This window comes from Gordonia sp. NPDC062954 (assembly GCF_044543825.1).
Taxonomy (GTDB): Bacteria; Actinomycetota; Actinomycetes; order Mycobacteriales; family Mycobacteriaceae; genus Gordonia; species Gordonia tangerina.
Genome location: NZ_JBITWL010000002.1, coordinates 114196 through 127995, shown reverse-complemented (window position 1 = coordinate 127995; position 13800 = coordinate 114196). Strand labels below are relative to the sequence as shown.

The 13800-nt window shown below is 66.2% G+C and carries 11 protein-coding genes; 6 read left to right on the top strand and 5 right to left on the bottom strand.

The features are described 5' to 3' along the window. Window positions 1-138 precede the first annotated feature (138 nt). The 4 genes from ACIGKQ_RS03170 to ACIGKQ_RS03155 are packed head-to-tail and all read left to right on the top strand — an operon-like array spanning window position 139 to window position 3836. A complete protein-coding gene (locus ACIGKQ_RS03170; protein WP_396572281.1) occupies window positions 139-1215 on the top strand; it encodes an MBL fold metallo-hydrolase in 1077 nt (358 codons plus the stop codon). After that, entirely contained in the window at window positions 1212-1973 is a 762-nt protein-coding gene (locus tag ACIGKQ_RS03165) for a crotonase/enoyl-CoA hydratase family protein (RefSeq protein ID WP_396572280.1), read from the top strand. The genes ACIGKQ_RS03170 and ACIGKQ_RS03165 overlap by 4 nt, the downstream gene beginning before the upstream one ends. Before the next feature lie 56 nt (window positions 1974-2029). Next, complete coding sequence (locus tag ACIGKQ_RS03160; protein WP_266062707.1) at window positions 2030-2947, top strand: LysR family transcriptional regulator; 918 nt, start codon at window positions 2030-2032, stop codon at window positions 2945-2947. Window positions 2948-2951: 4 nt separating this feature from the next. Then, window positions 2952-3836 carry a LysR family transcriptional regulator gene (locus tag ACIGKQ_RS03155; protein ID WP_235725745.1) on the top strand — a complete coding sequence of 295 codons (885 nt, stop codon included), beginning with the start codon at window positions 2952-2954 and terminating at the stop codon, window positions 3834-3836. 13 nt (window positions 3837-3849) lie between these two features. Here the strand turns inward: ACIGKQ_RS03155 and ACIGKQ_RS03150 are convergent, their stop codons facing one another. Beyond that, a complete protein-coding gene (locus ACIGKQ_RS03150) occupies window positions 3850-5073 on the bottom strand; it encodes an acetyl-CoA C-acetyltransferase (RefSeq protein ID WP_235725744.1) in 1224 nt (407 codons plus the stop codon). 40 nt (window positions 5074-5113) lie between these two features. Then, on the bottom strand, window positions 5114-5872 hold the full coding sequence (gene fabG / locus ACIGKQ_RS03145) for a 3-oxoacyl-ACP reductase FabG (RefSeq protein ID WP_287016274.1): 759 nt from the start codon (window positions 5870-5872) through the stop codon (window positions 5114-5116). 118 nt (window positions 5873-5990) lie between these two features. Between fabG and ACIGKQ_RS03140 the strand changes: the two genes are divergently transcribed. Both ACIGKQ_RS03140 and ACIGKQ_RS03135 read left to right on the top strand, forming a co-directional pair. After that, window positions 5991-7181, top strand: coding sequence for an acyl-CoA dehydrogenase family protein (locus tag ACIGKQ_RS03140; protein ID WP_235725742.1), 1191 nt, complete (start codon window positions 5991-5993; stop codon window positions 7179-7181). A 222-nt stretch (window positions 7182-7403) separates the two neighbouring features. Further along, a complete protein-coding gene (locus tag ACIGKQ_RS03135) occupies window positions 7404-8690 on the top strand; it encodes a DUF222 domain-containing protein (protein WP_396572277.1) in 1287 nt (428 codons plus the stop codon). 420 nt (window positions 8691-9110) lie between these two features. Here ACIGKQ_RS03135 and ACIGKQ_RS03130 read toward each other — a convergent pair whose 3' ends face one another. From ACIGKQ_RS03130 to ACIGKQ_RS03120, 3 genes are all read right to left on the bottom strand, one after another. Then, window positions 9111-10754 carry a class I adenylate-forming enzyme family protein gene (locus ACIGKQ_RS03130; protein WP_396572276.1) on the bottom strand — a complete coding sequence of 548 codons (1644 nt, stop codon included), beginning with the start codon at window positions 10752-10754 and terminating at the stop codon, window positions 9111-9113. Between the two features lie 50 nt (window positions 10755-10804). Further along, entirely contained in the window at window positions 10805-11938 is a 1134-nt protein-coding gene (locus ACIGKQ_RS03125; protein WP_235725905.1) for an acetyl-CoA C-acyltransferase, read from the bottom strand. Between the two features lie 138 nt (window positions 11939-12076). Continuing rightward, a complete protein-coding gene (locus ACIGKQ_RS03120) occupies window positions 12077-13456 on the bottom strand; it encodes an MFS transporter (RefSeq protein ID WP_372475396.1) in 1380 nt (459 codons plus the stop codon). Window positions 13457-13800 lie beyond the last annotated feature (344 nt).

Genomic DNA, 13800 nt, shown 5'->3' with positions numbered 1-13800 from the left:
GACGCAGGTGATTGCGCATAGGCAGTTCCTCATCGAGCGTGAGCCGGACCCACTTTGAACGCGATCCGGGGCACGTGGTCGGATGGAAGTTGATGCGCGCAACTGTCTGAAGCTGCGGGCGACGATCTGGAGGTGCAGATGACCACGATCGAGGTCACCGGACATCGTCAACGTGAGGCGTGGGCAGAGAAAGTCCTGCCGCCGGTCGAGGAGGTCCGCCCGGGACTCTGGTCCATCCCCGTACCGATGGCTCCCAACCCTCTGCGGTACGTCCTGATCTACGCTCTGGTGCTGCCCGACGGCATCGCCCTGATCGACACCGGTTGGCCATCCGACGACGCCTGGCAGGCGCTGGTCGACGGAATCCATGCGACCGGCCACGACATCACCGAGGTCCGACACGTCTCGATCACCCATCTGCATCCCGACCATTTCGGTCTGGTGCCACGGCTGCTCGAACACGTCGATCCCGTCCTGGCGATGCATCACAATGATGCCTGCCACCTGCACCACGTCACCGAGGCCGAACTCGAGCGCCAGATCGCGACGGCCCGACACGAGCTCGAGGCGCTGGGCGCACCCGATGTCGTCGACAACGGCTTCCGACACATCGCCCGCCTGCCCAAGGGCCGCACGATCGACGTCGAGCTCGACCATGACGATCCACTCGATCTGCCCGACTGGAACGTCCGCGCATTGTGGACACCCGGGCACACCGCTGGGCATCTGTGCTTTGCCGACGACGACGCCGGCGTCATCTTCACCGGCGACCACCTGCTGCCACGGATCAGCCCGAACATCTCGACCAATGCGTTCCAGGCCCACAATCCGCTCGACCAGTATCTCGTTTCGCTCGCGCACACCGAGAAACTCCCCGACCTCGAGGCGCTCCCCTCGCACGAATACCGGTTCCGCGGACTCGCCGACCGTGTCACCGACCTCCTCGACCACCACGAAGAGCGACTCCGGGAGATCACCACGGCGGTCGTCGACAATCCAGAGAGCACCGCGTGGGAGATCACCCGATCGGTCACGTGGTCGCGGCCGTTCGAACAGCTCGGCACGGACCTGGCGCGGATGGCCATGCGCGAGACCCATGCGCACCTCGTCGTCCTGGAACAACGCGGCGTCCTCACTCCGACCGAAGGCTCGCCCGTCCGCTGGAATCGGACTCAATCTGCCGCCGGCCCCACCGCTGACAGGAGTGTCCGATGAGTTCGGTGACCACCGAGTTCGCCGACGGCGTCGCCGTCATCACCATCAACCGTCCCGAGGCCAAGAACGCGGTCAACCTCGACGTCGCCGAGGGTATCGCGGCGGCCGTCGAGGAACTCGACGCCCGCGACGACCTGACGGTCGGCATCCTGACCGGCGCGGGCGGGACCTTCTGCGCCGGCATGGACCTCAAGGGCTTCACCCGCGGTGAGCGTCCATTTGTATCGGGCCGCGGCTTCGGCGGACTCGTGGAGGCCCCACCGAGCAAACCACTCATCGCCGCCGTCGAGGGCTGGGCACTGGCCGGAGGGTGCGAACTTGCGCTGTCCGCCGACCTGATCGTGGCCGCTCGCGACGCGCGGTTCGGCCTGCCCGAGGTCAAGCGCGGTCTGGTCGCCGCTGCCGGCGGCTTGTTGCGGCTGCCCAAGATCCTGCCGTACCAGCTCGCCATGGAGATCGCATTGACCGGCGAACCTCTCAGCGCGGCACGCGCACACGAGTTCGGGCTGGTGAACCGGCTGACCGAGCCGGGCGATGCCCTCGCCGGAGCACGACAGCTCGCGGCGACGGTCGCCGCGAACGGGCCGATGGCCGTCCGCGCCACCAAACAGGTCCTGTCGATGGCGATCCGCTACACCGACGGGGACCTGATCACCGAGCAGCGCCGCCACATCGACCCGGTCTTCGCCTCACAGGACGCCCAGGAGGGCGCGCTCGCCTTCGCCGAGAAGCGCGCTCCCCGGTGGACCGGGAAGTGAACGCTCGCCGGTGACCGAGCGCACACCGGTCACCGAGACCTCCGTACGATGAGTCCGTGGACCTGCACCTCGTCACCTACTTCGTCGCGGTGGTCGATCATGGCGGGATCACGAAGGCAGCCCAGTCGCTCTACATCTCGCAACCGTCGTTGTCACAGGCGATCCGAACCTTGGAGCGCCGACTCGGAGTCACCCTGTTCGACCGCTCCGGACGACGACTCGAACTGACCGAAGCGGGTCGCAAAGTCGAGGTCGCGGCACGCCGCATCCTCGACGACGTGGACCGCGCCAAGGCACGGGTCGCCGCCGTCCGTGAGCTTCGCTCGGGTCGCGTCGACGTGGTCACCCACAGCGCGTTCAGCATCGATCCGATGGTGGAGATCGTTCGCGTCTTCCGCGAACGCTTCGGCCACCTCGCCGCGCGCATCGTGGCCGCCGATGGCCCGAGTGGAGTTCTCGCGACGCTCCGCCGAGGGGATGCGGAGATCGGTCTGATGGACGCCTCGGCCGACCACGCCTCGTTCACGGCCATCCCGCTCGGCACACAGGAACTCGTCCTCGCGGTCCCGCCGGAGCGTGCCTTCGACCTGCCGGATCCGCTGTCCCGAACCGATGTTCGCGACATCCCGCTGGTGCTCGACATGGCCGATCCGGGCACTGCCGAGGTGCTCGCCGACGTGATCGCCGAGAACGGCCGCAATGTGGTCGTCGACTGCGCCCACCCCACCGCGACCTGGGACCTGGTCACTCGCGGCACCGGCGCCACCGTTGCCCCCGATATCGTTGCGCGACAGCAGATGCCCGGCGCACTCCGGTTTCGGATCGAACCACCGCTCACCCGCGGATTCGGGCTGGTGTTGCGCTCGGGCCGGCCGTCACCGGCAGCGATGGCTTTCATCTCGGTCGCACGCGGCCTCTTCGGCACCCAACCCGCACAGCCGTCCGCCGAACTGACCGACGTCGGTGATTGGTGATTCTGTGGAGCTACGTCAGATCGAGTACTTCCTCGCCGTCGTCGAGCACCAGGGCATCGGGGGCGCGGCAGGCGCGCTCGGGGTCGCCCAACCCACCGTCTCGCAGGCGCTGCGAGCGCTGGAACGGGAGTTGGGGGTACAGCTCTTTCACCGGATCGGACGCGGCATGGTACTCAGCTCCGCCGGACGGTCCATGGTGGGCCCGGCACGCCAGATCGTGCGTGACGTCGATGCCGTCGGAGATCTGCTGGCGGCCCCCTCCGACGAGTTGACCGGGCGACTCGACATCCTCGCGGTACCGTCGGTGGCGTCGGGTCCACTCGTCGACCTCCTGGTCCGCTTCCGATCCGAATACCCAGGTGTCACGGTACGTTTCGGCGAACTCCGAGACGAGACCCAGGCCGCGTCGGCGATCGAGGACGGTCACTGTGAGTTCGCTGTCGCCCACCTGCCGATCGCCGGCGACGACCTCGAGGTCGTCGTGGTGGGTGAACAGGAGTACCTGCTCATCTATCCACCCGGGACCCAGGTACCCGACGGCCCGATCCCCCTCGAGGAGTTGCCGTCGGTACCCATGGTATTCGTGCCGCGGGGCCAGTCGGTCGCCGACGAGATCGAGGAGGCGATCCGCGTCGCCGGGGCCCGACCGCCGCTGGCCGTCCTCTCCGAGCATCGGGAGGAACGACTCCCGATGGTGCTCGCCGGCATCGGTGGGACGATGCTGGAGAAGTCGATGGCCGAGGCCGCCGCCGACCGCGCCGTCGTACGGACGGTGCAGCCCCGATTCGTCCGTCCGTTCGCGATTGCTTACGACCCCACCACTGTCTCCCCGGTCGGCCAGGCCTTCGTGGACCTGATCGGCACGGTCCTCGAGTCGAATGGGCGCTGATTGCGAAGGTGCGCTATGCCACCCGCTCGAAGACTGCCGCTAGTCCCTGCCCGCCACCGATGCACATCGTCTCCAGGCCGTAGCGCACCTGCCGGCGATCCATCTCCCGAGCCAGCGTCGCCAGCATGCGAACACCGGTGGCGCCCACCGGATGTCCCAGTGAGATACCAGAGCCGTGCACATTGGTGCGGTCGAAGTCGCCGCCGGCACCGAAGCGGCCGAATCCCCACTCCCTGGTGACCGCCAACGCTTGCGCGGCGAAGGCCTCGTTCAGTTCGATGAGGTCGATGTCGGCGAGCGACAGGCCGGCCTTGTCCAGCGCCTTCGCGGTAGCGGGAACAGGACCGATACCCATTGTGCGCGGAGCGACGCCGGCCGCCGCCCACGACACCAGCCGCGCCAGCGGGCGTAGCCCGTGCCGCTCGGCGACCTCGGGAGTGGTCACGATACACATCGCGGCCGCATCGTTCTGACCGCTGGCGTTGCCCGCAGTCACCGTGGCGTCGGGATCCTGCTTGGCCATGATGGGTTTCAGCTTTGCCAGCACGGCGGCAGAAACATCCGGTCGCGGGTGCTCGTCGGTGTCGATCACTCGCTCGCCGCCTTTCCCTGCGACGGTCACAGGGATGATCTCCTCCGCGAAGATGCCGTCCTTCTGGGCGCGGACCGCACGGAGATGGGATTCGACGGCCAACTCATCCTGTTCGGTGCGGCTGATCTCGTATTCTTCCCGCAGGTTCTCGGCCGTCTCGATCATGCCGCCTGGCACCGGATAGTTCTTGCCGCCGGCGGTGGACCTGGCGCGAACCAGGCTGTCGTGCATGGCGATACCCGACCGGGCGCCACCCCATCGCATATCGACGGAGTAGAACGACGCATTGCTCATCGACTCGGTGCCACCTGCCACGACGACATCGTGGTCACCGCCCGCGACCTGGAAACCCGCCTGGATGACGGCCTGCAGACCCGACCCGCATCGTCGGTCGATGTGCATACCGCCCACCGTGACCGGCAACCCGGCGTCGAGCGCCACCACCCTCCCGATCGCCGGTGCCTCACTGTTGCCGTTGCAGTGTCCGAGAATCACATCCTCGACGGCCTCCGGAGCAAGTCCCGACCGATCGAGCATCCCCCGCACCGCCGTCACCCCGAGGTCGACGGCGGTGAGATTCTTGAACATCCCGCCGTACCTACCGATCGGTGTGCGTACGGGTTCACAGATGACAACGTCTCTCATGGTGCGCCTTTCGGTGATCGATAATCGGATCTGATGGTTGTCACATGAACCGTCCGCCGGTCACCTCCAGCACGGTTCCGGTCATGTAGGACGACATATCCGAGGCGAGGAAGAGTGCCACGGAGGCCACCTCGTCGACCTCACCGGCGCGTTGCATCGGGATCTCCGCCATCTTCTGATCCCAGGCCTTCTGCGGCATCGCCTCGGTCATCGCCGAGCGAATCAGCCCGGGTTGAATGGCATTGACCCGGACACCGTGATGTGCCATCTCCTTTGCCGCGGCCTTCGACATGCCGACGATCCCTGCCTTGGCGGCCGAGTAGTTGGTCTGACCGACCATGCCGACCTTGCCGGACAGCGACGAGATGTTCACGATCGCACCACGTTTGGCCTCGCGCATGATCGCGGCCGCCTTGCGGGTGCCGTTCCACGTGCCCTTCAGGTGAACCGAGACGACGAGATCGAAATCCTCCTCGCTCATCGTCCGCATCGTCGCGTCGCGAGTGATTCCGGCGTTGTTGACCATCACGTCCAACGAACCGAAGCTGTCGACGGCGTCGGCGAGCAGGGTGTCCATCTCTCCCGCGTCGGTGACGTCGCATCGCACCGCACGCGCGACCTCGGCGCCACCGAGTTTGCCCGCCGCGGCCGTCGCGGCGTCGAAGTTCAGATCCCCGAGGACGACGCGCGCCCCCGCGTCCACGAAACACCGGGCGATCTCGAAGCCGATGCCCTGAGCGGCGCCGGTGATCACCGCGGTTCGTCCATCGAGCAGATTCTGAGGTGTAGAGGAAGCCATGGGTCGGAATCTACCGCCGACCGGCCACCGGCGGCCCCGTCGATCCATACAAAGCAGCTAAGGGTGCGAGAGGGAGTTCGATGTGGACCGGCACCGCAGAACCCGTCAGAGTGGGAGGATGACCAGTGTCGTGAACACCACCGCCCAGCGCGAGGTCAGCGATGACGACTTCGCCGACATACTCGCGGCGACACGCGAATTCATCCGAGCGAAGGTCGTCCCGCGGGAACAGGAGATTCTCGACCTCGATGCGATCCCCGAGGACATCCGCGCCACCGCCAAGGAAATGGGACTGTTTGGCTATGCGATTCCCCAGCAATGGGGAGGGCTAGGACTCGATCTGACCCAGGATGTCGAACTCGCGATGGAGTTCGGATACACCTCGCTGGCGCTGCGATCGATGTTCGGAACCAACAACGGGATCGCCGGCCAGGTCCTGGTCGGGTTCGGTACCGACGAACAGAAATCCATGTGGCTGGAGAGGATCGCCTCTGGAGAGGTCGTCGCATCGTTCGCACTGACCGAGCCAGGCGCCGGCTCCGATCCCGCCGGACTACGCACCAGAGCGGTTCGCGACGGATCGGATTGGGTCATCAGCGGCGAGAAACGCTTCATCACCAATGCCCCGATCGCCGACCTGTTCGTGGTCTTTGCGCGAACCCGCTCCAAGGACGAGAACGGAACCGGCATCGCGGTGTTCTTGGTTCCCGCCGACACGCCGGGCGTGAGCGTGGGCGCCAAAGACCGCAAGATGGGCCAGGAAGGCGCTTGGACCTCCGATGTCCATTTCGACGATGTCAGGGTGCCGGCTACCGCCCTGGTCGGAGGGAACGAAGATGTCGGTTACCGGGCAGCGATGACCTCGTTGGCGCGTGGCCGCGTACATATCGCCGCGTTGTCGGTGGGGACCGCCCAGCGGGCGCTCGACGAGTCGGTCGCCTGGGCTGCGACGGCGACCCAGGGTGGCACACCCATCGGCGAGTTCCAGCTCGTGCAGGCGATGCTCGCCGATCAGCAGACGGGTGTGATGGCGGGCCGCGCCATGGTGCGCGAGGCAGCCCGCGCCTGGGTGGACAACACGGACCGCCGAATCGCGCCGTCGGCCGCGAAGCTGTTCTGCACCGAGATGGTCGGCAAGGTCGCCGACCTCGCGGTCCAGATCCACGGCGGCAGCGGCTACATGCGCGAGGTTCCGGTGGAGCGGATCTACCGGGATGTCCGGCTGTTGCGGCTCTACGAGGGCACCAGCGAGATCCAGCGCTTGATCGTCGGTGCAAATCTGGTCAAACAGGCACAGAAATCGCGCTGACCTGGCCGTCGCCGGCAGACTCAACAATTTTCGACAATTCGCTTGACTTCGAACGTGAGTTCGAATACCTTGTTTGCCAGCAGGCCGAGATGATGACGATATGCCGGACCGGATAAGCACGCACAGGAGCGAATGCGTTGCTCGGCACGGTAGGAAACCCAGAACGGCCGCCTGCATCACCGGTTACACCGGTGCCGTTGTCGTATCTGCTGGGGAGTCGTCATGTCTGTCATCGCTGAAGTGTCTGTATCTGCTGATTCGGCTGTCGATGCGGAGTTGTCTGCGGTGGTCTCGGTATTGCGCGAGCTGCGCTGCGATGACCTGTCGGGGCGTGCCACCTTCGACGCCATCGGTCAGGTCCTGGCGCTACGCAACCTCATCGATCATCACGCGGCCCGCCTGGCCGCACAACTCGACCGACTCGGTGTGGCCCGCGACCACGGCCGCAGTACCCGTGAACTGCTCATCGTGATGGGATTCGCACCATCGGTGGCCCAACGACTGCTGCGTATCGCCGGCTCGCTCGACACACTGCCCACCCTGCACGCGCACGCCGCCGACGGCGCGATCCCCGCCGAACACCTCGACGCCATCGTGCGCGGAGTCAGCCATATCGCCGGCAGATCGGCGGAACCAATCGACGACGCATTGCGTCTAACCCATGTGACCGATCTTCTCGGACAATACTTTTCCGGCGCCACCCCCGCCGACATCGACACACGCGCCCGCACCCTGGGCAACCAACTCGCCGCCGGCACCAACGGCCTACCCGCCGCCGAAGACCGCCAACTCAACGAACTCACCCACCACCGCGACACCGACGGCCGCCTCCACCTCGAGGCCAGCCTCGACCTCGAAGTCGGCGAAAAACTCTGCGCCGCCCTCAACGCCCTCGGCGCACCCCGACCCCAACCCGACGGCTCCCGCGACCCCCGCACCATCGCCCGCCGCCACGCCGACGCCCTCGACACCATCCTCGACATCGCCGCCCGCATGCCCAGCGACATCGCCAGCGCCGCACCCAAAACCCAACTCCTACTCACCATCCCCGCCGACACCCCCACCCTGGCCGAACTCGACCTCCTCGGCTCGGTCACCCAAGCGACCCTGCGTCGACTGTCCTGCGATGCGGCCACCACCACCCTGCTCGTCGACGACGAACGCGTCCCCCTCGACATCAGCCGCGAGAAAAGATTCGTCCCACCACACATCCGAAAAGCGTTGCACGTCCGAGACGAATGCTGCATCAAATGCGGCGCACCCGCCAACCGCACCCAAGCCCACCACCTGACCCACTGGATCGACGGCGGCGACACCAGCCTCGACAACAGCTGCCTACTCTGCCCCACCTGCCACACCGACATCCACCACAACGGCTGGGACGTGATCCTCGGCACCGACCGCCACCCCTGGCTCATCCCACCCACCGCCGTCGACCCCGGACGCACACCCTTGCCCGCCCACAACCGGCGGACCCTCAACCTCGACAACCTGCCTGCTGCCGCCTGACCGTCACAGCAGTAGCCGCAGATCTCGATACGCCACCTCGCCTAGCGGCTCGGCGGCTACTCGATCAGCTAGTGTCCCGCGTCGGAAATTCGTTTCATGAGTTCGGCGATCCAGGTGGATGCATCGCGAGGCGGCGGAGGAGCAGGTACTGGATGTACCTGCGACGACGCCAACGAAGCGAGGCGCCACCTGGACGTCGAAATCATCAACGAATTTCCGACGCGGGACACCAGACCGCACCCGACCACAACGGGACCGCATCTGTACCTTGACAACTCCACAGTGTGAACAAGCCTGCTGACCGACCGACCCGAACGTCAGCGACGGACGCGACACCATCGCGGCCGGTCGGTCAGCACGCTCGATCAGCAGGCGGGTCGGCACCCACCGACACTCGTCCCCCTGCGACCGTCGCAACCGTCATGCGGTGACCAGACGCTCCCGGAGCGCAACCTTTTGGACCTTGCCGGCGGCTGACGTCGGTAGCGAATCCACCACGAGGACGTCCCGGATCTTTTTGTACGGCAACACTTGTTCGGCAACGTAGGCCTGCAGGCGATGGGTGTCGACCTGGTGACCGGCTGCTGCGACGATGAAGGCCACGGGTTCCTGGCCCACACTGCCCGCCTCGCGACCGACGACGGCCGCCGCGGCGACGTCCGGGTGGGTGACGAGAATCTCCTCGAGCTCACGCGGATACACGTTGTAGCCCTTGTAGATCAGCATGTCCTTTGCCCGATCGCAGATGTAGAGGTAGCCGTCGTCGTCGCGATAAGCGATGTCGCCGGTGTCGAGCCATCCGTCGACGTACTGAGCGGCGGTGATCTCGGGATGGTTGTGATAGCCGTCGGTGACCTGCGGTCCGCGGACCCAGAGCTCGCCACGCTGCCCGGGTTCCAGAACGGTCGCACGGTCGTCGGCGGACCGAATCTGGATCTCGGTGTCGAATGTAGGTAGTCCGACACTGCCGAGCCGATACTCGCCGTCGCCGGTCAGCGGAGCCGACGACACCAGGCAGGTCGCCTCGGTGAGTCCGTAACCCTCGACGACCGCGCCCGCAGGGAACGCCGATGTCAGCGTCTCCAACGTCACCTGATCGATGGGGGCGGCACCAGAGGACACGACGCGCACCGACGTCAGGTCACGATGAGCGACATCGGGGTGTGAGGCGAGTGCGTGCCACATCGCCGGGCTTCCCGTGACATACGTGGCCCGATGCCGCTCGATCAGTTCGAGCATGCCCGCCGGATCGAATCGGCCGGCCAGCACCTGGGTGGCGCCGCAGAGCAGCAGAAAGGACATGTTGATCAGGGCATGTGCGTGGAACAGCGGTGACACCACAACGGTCGCCGCCGACCCTGGAACCACGCCGCGCTCATCGGCGCCGTCGCGGCTCTCGAGCCGCACCAGTCCGGTCGCGTCGGCGACCACCGCATGACCGGCCCGCCACCCGACCATCTGCGTCACATTCGCCACGACATTGCGGTGCAGCACCCGGACCCCCTTCGACACGCCCGTCGTGCCGCCGGTGAAGGCGAGATGCGCCAGATCCGATCCGACCACGTCGGTGATCGCCGGATCGGTATGGCCGGCAGTGAACTCCGCCAAGGTGATCACACCGTCCGGAACGGTTTCGACATCGACACCGGGTCGATCGGCCAGCACGACAGCGGTCACACCGTGATCGCTGTCGGCTTCGAGGAGACGATCGAGCTGCGCACTGCCCGTGAACGCAATCGACGCTCCGGTCTCGGCCAGTTGTGCTCGCAAGCCTGGCATCGGCTGCAACGGATTGACCGGCGTGACAGCCGCACCGGCGCGCAACGAACCGTAGTAGCAGACGAGGAACTCGATGCTGTTGCCCAGATGCAACAGCACCACGTCGCCGTCCCCGACACCCGCGGCACGCAGCGCCGCGGACACACGTGCCGTCGCCACATCGAGTTCGTCGTAGGTGACTATGCGGTCCTCGTCGACCACAGCGGCCCGCGAACCGTACATCCGCGCCGTACTCGGTGGCAGCGCCGCCATCGTGATGTCCGGGTAGTTCAGCTCCGTGCTCATCGATCTCCTGTCTCGGTGCGCCCCGAATGCATGTCCTCGCCGGGCCGGCGTCAGAGACGCTCGACGATGGTGGCGTTGGCCATCCCGCCGGCTTCGCACATCGACTGCAAGCCGTACCGGATGCCGTTGTTGCGCATGTGATGTACGAGTCGCGTCATGAGAATCGCGCCGGAGCCACCGAGCGGATGGCCCACCGCGATGGCGCCGCCGAGCGGATTCACCCGATCCGCGTCAGCACCGGTCTCGATCTGCCAGGCCAGCGGCACCGGCGCGAACGCCTCGTTGATCTCGAACGCGCCGATGTCGCCGATGGTCAGACCGGACCGCTCGAGAGCTTTCGCAGTTGCTGCGATCGGGCCGGTGAGCATGATGACGGGGTCGTCACCGGCTACCACCGCCGTGTGTACCCGGGCAATCGGCGTGAACCCGTGCTCAGCCGCAGTCTGCGAACACATGACGAGCAACGCCGCCGCACCATCGGAGATCTGAGAAGCATTGCCGGCGTGAATAACCCCGTCCTCTCGGAAAGCGGGCTTGAGCGCCGACATCGACTCGAGCGTGCCGCCACGCCGAATGCCCTCATCCCCTTCGAGGACGCCGGTGATCGGCGCCAGTTGCCCGTCGAAGGCGCCCGCATCAGCGGCTTGGGCGGCGAGTTCGTGTGAGCGAAGGGAGAACTCGTCGAGGGCGGTCCGGCTCAGCGACCATTTCTGGGCCATCATCTCCGCCCCGATGCCCTGACTGAAGCGATCGACGCCGTACCGGTCGAGGACGGTGGGCGGCTGACTCTCCCCGTTGGGCGCGGCGCTCCCCATCGGCACTCGGCTCATCGACTCCACACCGCCGGCCACCACGACGTCCTGTTGACCGGAGATCACCGCGGCCGCAGCCATACTGAGCGCTTGTTGGCTGGATCCGCAGGCCCTGGTCACCGTGGTGCCCGGCACCGATTCCGGCCAACCGGCGGCCAGAATCGCAGTACGCGCGACGTTGCCTGCCTGCTCGGAGGTCTGACTGACACACCCCCAGACGACATCGTCGATCACGGCCGGATCGAGCCCGGTCCGCTCGACCAACGACTCGAGCACATGTGCCGACAGGTCGGCGGGATGGATGCCGGACAGGGCGCCGCGTCGACGTCCGATCGGCGTGCGGACGGCATCGACGATCACTGCATCACGCATGGGATCTCCTTGAACTGAAATGCGGCTTGTACTGATGTGCGGCTCGGCTGCGGTGGCGAGACGCGCCCTCCCATCGAATGAACCTCGTGCGGCATACGAGCACAAGATGTTTCACACTCACGGTGCGATAGCCCTCGCCTATGTCGCGTGCGCGCCGACCGGCAGGTCCCGGCGCACCAGCACCTTGTCCCGCTCCGGATTCGCGAACACCAGGGCGAGGACCGCGCATACGGAGGCAACGATGCCGATGATCTGGAACGAGGTCGCGTAGCCGGCCGCCGGGGTCGAGGCGTTGTCGACGATGACGCCCGTGGCGTACGGGGCGACCAGACCGCCGATGGCCATGATCGCGAGGAAAACACCCAGCGTCCCGGCGGTCTGGCGCGGCGGGCAGATTTCCGAGATGGCTGCGTTGAACAGCGGGAACACCGAGGTGGCGCAGCCGTAGCCGAGCGAGACCACCAACACCGCGAGGGCCGGGGTACTGATCCCTGGGAGGGTCACCAACAGCACGCCGGCGACGAGCACGCCCGTCGAGGGGACGATCACCCGCAACTTGCGTGATGTCGCACCGCGAGAGATCAGCCGGTCACCGACCACGGACGTCACGAGCATCATCGCGAGTCCGACGATCGAGGGCAGCGCGAACATCGACCCGGCTTCCAATCGGCTGTAACCCAAGCCCTTCTCGAAATAGGAGGGCAACCAGGTCAGCACCACCGTGACCAGCGCGTACACGCTCATCACCAGAAGTGCGGCGCTGATGAAGGTCCGGGTGGTGAAGATCCGCACCCACGGCACAGCAGGTTCGTCTGCTCCGGATACCGACGTAACCGAGGTGCTGTCGCCCGAGCCCTTGGGCTGCTTGCCGCCCGCGATATAGGGTCCGTCCTTCCAGGTGGCCAGCCAGACCACGCACCACAACAGACCCGCGACCGAAAGCGTGATCAGGGCTGCCCGCCAGCCGAGGTTGACGGTGATGACCGCCAGGATCGGGGCGATGGCGATCTTGGCGATCGATGCCGCCCCGGCCAACAGCGCGCCGGGAAGTGCTCGGCGGGCCGGTGGATGCCACGAGTAAGCGGCCGTGTGCAGCAGCGCCGAACTCGGCCCCTCGGCGAATCCTAGGAACAACCGACTCACGATGAGCACCGAGAACGCAGCGACCGCCACCATCGGCAGCATGGCCGCCGCCCAGCACACGGCCAGGATGACCAACGCCCACCGCAGCGACAGCCATCGGTTCAAAGCGCCGGCAAAGAACCCGCCGATCGTGAAGGTGAGGAAGAAGAGGCTGCCGACCAGACCGATCTGCGATGAATTGAAACCCAACTCGTCGGCGAGTGACTGCGCGATGATCCCGAGGACTGCCTTGTCGGCATAGTTGACGACATACAGAGCGACGAGCAGGGAGGTCAGTCCCCATGCCCGGCGCCGAAGCGCGCCATCGGCGGGGACTGCGTCGGTCACGGGCGCACCTCCGGTGGCCGCGTCCGATCTGGCCTTGATGGTGGGCATGTCGTCCTCCTGCGACGGAAAATGGATGGGGGTGTCGAGCGAAGTAATCAGCACAGGTGACGTGAGCGAGGCTCGAACATCATCGTGTCGTGGATCACATCTGCGATCATTGAACCCCTCCCGCGCAATCGCGGGCAATGCCGGTTCGACGAATCGACAGACTGCGAATACCTATGGGTGCGGTCACCATGTCCCGCGACCACCCGTCATTGGCTCCCGCTAACAGATCGTTAGTCGATGACCTCGTTCCGCTACCGAGGTCTGCAGGGCATGCTGAGAGGGTTCAGTGATGCCGGCCACCGCCGGCATCACGCCACGACTGTCTCTCCCCGGCCGAACCGCAC